This is a genomic window from Pandoraea anhela (assembly GCF_902459655.1).
Taxonomy (GTDB): Bacteria; Pseudomonadota; Gammaproteobacteria; order Burkholderiales; family Burkholderiaceae; genus Pandoraea; species Pandoraea anhela.
This window is the reverse complement of the sequence record NZ_CABPSB010000045.1, coordinates 1-3,928: the sequence shown is the minus strand read 5'-3', so window position 1 is coordinate 3,928 and position 3,928 is coordinate 1. Positions and strand designations below refer to the sequence as shown.

At 59.4% G+C, this 3,928-nt stretch carries 4 protein-coding genes; 3 read left to right on the top strand and 1 reads right to left on the bottom strand.

Features of this window, described 5'->3' with window-relative positions; translation table 11 throughout:
- Positions 1–235: 235 nt before the first annotated feature.
- Positions 236–1,087: a LysR family transcriptional regulator gene (locus PAN31108_RS26120; RefSeq protein WP_150671646.1), complete on the bottom strand. Its 852-nt coding sequence runs from the start codon at positions 1,085–1,087 to the stop codon at positions 236–238.
- A 115-nt stretch (positions 1,088–1,202) separates the two neighbouring features.
- Between PAN31108_RS26120 and PAN31108_RS26115 the strand changes: the two genes are divergently transcribed.
- The 3 genes from PAN31108_RS26115 to PAN31108_RS26105 all read left to right on the top strand — a co-directional run bounded on the left by PAN31108_RS26115 (position 1,203) and on the right by PAN31108_RS26105 (position 3,434).
- A complete protein-coding gene (locus tag PAN31108_RS26115) occupies positions 1,203–1,850 on the top strand; it encodes an FMN-dependent NADH-azoreductase (protein WP_150671645.1) in 648 nt (215 codons plus the stop codon).
- Between the two features lie 151 nt (positions 1,851–2,001).
- Entirely contained in the window at positions 2,002–2,778 is a 777-nt protein-coding gene (locus tag PAN31108_RS26110) for an alpha/beta fold hydrolase (RefSeq protein WP_150671644.1), read from the top strand.
- 47 nt (positions 2,779–2,825) lie between these two features.
- On the top strand, positions 2,826–3,434 hold the full coding sequence (locus tag PAN31108_RS26105) for a hypothetical protein (RefSeq protein WP_150671643.1): 609 nt from the start codon (positions 2,826–2,828) through the stop codon (positions 3,432–3,434).
- Positions 3,435–3,928 lie beyond the last annotated feature (494 nt).

Here is a 3,928-nt window from a genome sequence, read left to right as displayed (position 1 = left end):
GCTCCTACCGCTTTCCAGGAGTTGGTTTAAAGGGACTTTGCTAGAAGCCCATTGGCCCGATTGAAGGGGGCATGTCATGCTACCACTGAGACCTTAGTGCGTTGGTATTGCTTTCGATTTAGCAAAGACTTTAAGTAAGGAGAGTCGAAATACTCGAACACCTTGACCTGCGCGGGGTGCCTCAATTGGGGGAGACGTCGCCAGGCACAACCCCTCCGGGTCGACGCGATCAGATCTAGGCCTGATGGCCGAAAGCGAGCGCAATTGCGTCACCTAGTTGATCCGCCACCTCTTCTGACGGGCCGGGGGCGCTGAACAGCGTGAACTCGACATCGGGCAATGCCGGAAGGCCTTCGTCAGGCGAAATTACCCGCAAGCCGTGCGAGAGCAGCGAGTGCGCCATCGGCGCGAACGCGAAACCGGCTTGCGCCGCGGCACTCAGGCCTGTGCCACTCGGGCACACCATAACGATTCGATAGTCGACTTCCGCTTTGGCAAGCGCTGTGAGCGCCGCTTCCCGGTACGGGCAGGGCTCGGGATGCAAGGCAACTGGCACCGGCAAGTTTGGCGAGATCGACATCCAGTCCGCACCAGCCCAGATCAACGGCTCCCGCCACAGCACGCGTGCCGGCTGCACATCCTGGCAGCGACCACCCACGACGATATCGATGTCGTTGTCATCCATCGATTGAAGCAAATCGCCGGGTATGCCGACCCTGATGCTGAACGCAACACGGGGATGGCGTGCCGCAAACGCTTGCATGACGTTCATCAGCCTGACGTTGGCAAGGTCCTCGGAAACGCCGATGCGGACCGTGCCCGCTTTGGGGCCGCGCAGCAATTGCGCACGCGCCTCACGATTGAGCGCCAGGATCGCGCGGGCATAACCGAGCAACGTCTCACCATCGGCCGTCAGCGTGACCGAGCGCGTCGTGCGTGCGAGCAGATCGTGCCCCACTTGCTGCTCGAGACGCCGTAAATGTGCGCTCACCGCCGATTGCGTCAGGTTCAGACGTACCGCTGCCTGCGTGAAACTGCCTTCCTGAACCACCGTGGCAAAGGAGCGGAGTAAGACGGTTTCAAACACAAGGGCACCTCGCACACAGTGCGATTCGTCATGAATATCGCGATGATACTTCGTTTTTATTTCGAATCTAACTATGTTTTGATGACGACTCATTCACCTGTGTGGGAGTCGTACCTTGCCGACCCTGTTACATATCGAATCTTCTCCGCGTAAAAAGCGCTCAGCGTCCATCGAGGTGGCCACATCGTATATGGACGCGTGGCGTAACGCCGGCCCCGATCGGCATGTCGAGGTGCTCGATCTCTGGGCTGCCGAGTTGCCCCAGCTCGACGGCGACGCGCTCGAGGCCAAGTACGCAGACCTCGAAGGCGCATCGCTCAATGACGCCCAAAAGCGAGCCTGGGACGTTTTTCGCCAAATTTCGCAACGCTTGCACAACGCAGACGTCCTGATGTTCTCGGTGCCGATGTGGAATTTCTCGGTCCCGTACAAGCTGAAGCATTTCATCGACGTGGTGTCGCATCGAGGTCTCCTGTTCTCGTACGACGAACGTGGTCTTACCGGCCTTTTGACGGGCAAAAAAGCAGTCGTCGTCTACGCCAAAGGATTGCGTTACGCAACGGATGCCGCCACGCCAGCCGGCATGCCCGATTTTCAGCAACCGTTCCTCGACGCGTGGCTGAGGTTTATCGGCGTCACGGATATCGAATCGATCGTTGTGGAGAAGACGCTTCTCGGTGCGCAGACGGACAGGATCGGCAGGCAAGCCGCGTGCGAACGTGCCGCGGCGATGGCGGCACGCGAGCTTGAGCGACCGTGTTAAGCGCATTCCGTCTCCGGACTCGGGGCCTTCCTGACCGGAGGAATATTGCAGTAGTTGGCAAGCACAGCGCGTTCGCATGCCGCGAACCGATGGGCAATCCCGATGGTGCAAGCCTTGGCTCGCCATCGCAATCACTATTTTTTGTAGAGACATGACTTTGAACATCCTTAAGCAATTGTCGTTGGCGGTGGCCGGAGCACTCGCATTCGCCGCGTCTGCGCAAGCGGCGCCGGACGCCGATCTGGTTGGAAAAAACGTCGTTTTGGTTCACGGCGCGTTTGCGGACGGGTCGAGCTGGGCAAAGGTGATCCCGCTGCTGCAGCAGAAAGGGTTGCACGTCACATCGGTGCAAAATCCTTTGACGTCGCTTACCGATGACGTCGCGGCGGCAACGCGCGCAATTCACCGCCAAAAGGGGCCGGTGATTCTGGTCGGGCACTCCTGGGCAGGATCGGTGATCACGCAAGCGGGCAACGACGATCAGGTGAAGGCGCTCGTGTATGTCGCGGCGTTCGCGCCCGATAGCGGACAGTCGTCAAATGAAATGAAGAAAGACGTGCCCGCACCCGCCTGGGCCGCTGAAATACACAAGGATTCCGCGGGCTATCTGACGCTGTCCGACAAAGCGATCGCCGAGGAGTTTGCTCAGGACGTAACGCCTGACGAAGCCCGATGGCTCGCCGCAACGCAGGGGCCTTGGTACTCAGGGTGCGTCACGGAAAAGATCGAGCATGCGGCATGGCATGAAAAGCCGTCTTGGTACGTGCTGACGACGAAGGATCACGTTGTGCCGCCGGAACTACAGGCACGGCTGGCGAAGCAAATGGGCGCGAAGGTTTTTTCTCTGGAGACGAGTCATGTTCCGATGGTCTCGCAGCCTGACGAGGTTGCCGCAGCGATCATTGCGGCAGCGCGGCAAGTCCGCTGATTCGCCTGACTGCGCCTTGTCTCGTCACATCAATAAAGGAGGTTGTCATGTCCATGCTCAGGAAGTGGTGGTGCGTGTTTGCCGCGTTCGCCGTGTCCGGCTCGGTCTTCGCTCAGGCGCCGCAGGTGGAGCGCATTCGCGGGGATATCGTTTCGTTCGGTGGCGATGTGCTGAAAGTGCATCGGCCCGGTGGGCAAACGGTCGCTGTACAGGTCGGACCCGGCGCGACCTTATCCGCGCTTAAGCGAATTCCACTCTCCGACGTCAAGGTGGGAACCTATGTTGGTTTGCCTGCGACATCGCACAAAGATGGAAAAATGGTGGCGAGCGCCGTGCTCGTGTTTCCCGAGTCTGCGCGAGGAACGAAGGAGGGGCATTTCCGTTATGACTTCGGTCCGACGAGTACGATGACGAACGCCAACGTCGAGACGATCGTCTCCGGCAACAACGGTCAAGAAATGACAGTCTCGTACAAGGGCGGAGGAAACACGATCCACGTGCCCGCGAATGTGCCTGTCGTGACCTTTGCACCGGCGACGCAATCCGATCTCGTCCCGGGGAAAAAGGTTGTGATGGTGGCGCTGGTGCGTGGGCAAGGGATGATCGAGGCGCAGGTCTTGTTCGTTGAAAAGGACGGCGTGGTTCCGCCGTTGTAATGTCAGGGGAACGGCTCTCGCGCATTCCCGGGATCGCAAGCGTCTCGGTTCAACTGCGCGAAGTGACCCTCACCACCTTCACCACCTTCACCACCTTCACCACCTTCACCACCTTCACCACCTTTGCAACGCCTCGACGGCTCAGTGGCCGTCGAGGCGTTTTTCTGTTCACACGTGTCAGGATCCGGGCGAGGAAGCACGCTTACCTGTTACGAGACCGGTGGTCGGCGCATACGTGCAACGCAAGTTTGGTGCCCATGCGCCCATACGTTGATTCGTGGCGAGGCACGCCGCACGGCGTCTGCCCGGATTCGAGTACCTGGCGCTTGCAGTCCAATGTTCCAGGAGAATCAGCTGCGCGCTCCACTCCGCAGCCTTGTTCTTGACTCGATCATCGAGACGTCGATGTGCTTACAACGCGCCCGTGAGTTCCGGCACGACGGTGAACAGATCGCCCACCAGACCGTAATCGGCCACCGAGAAAATCGGCGCTT

Bases quoted from the DNA above. Each gene is read 5' to 3' on its own strand.
- PAN31108_RS26110 (WP_150671644.1), top strand. From the start codon at position 2,002: ATGACTTTGAACATCCTTAAGCAATTGTCGTTGGCGGTGGCCGGAGCA.
- PAN31108_RS26105 (WP_150671643.1), top strand. From the start codon at position 2,826: ATGTCCATGCTCAGGAAGTGGTGGTGCGTGTTTGCCGCGTTCGCCGTG.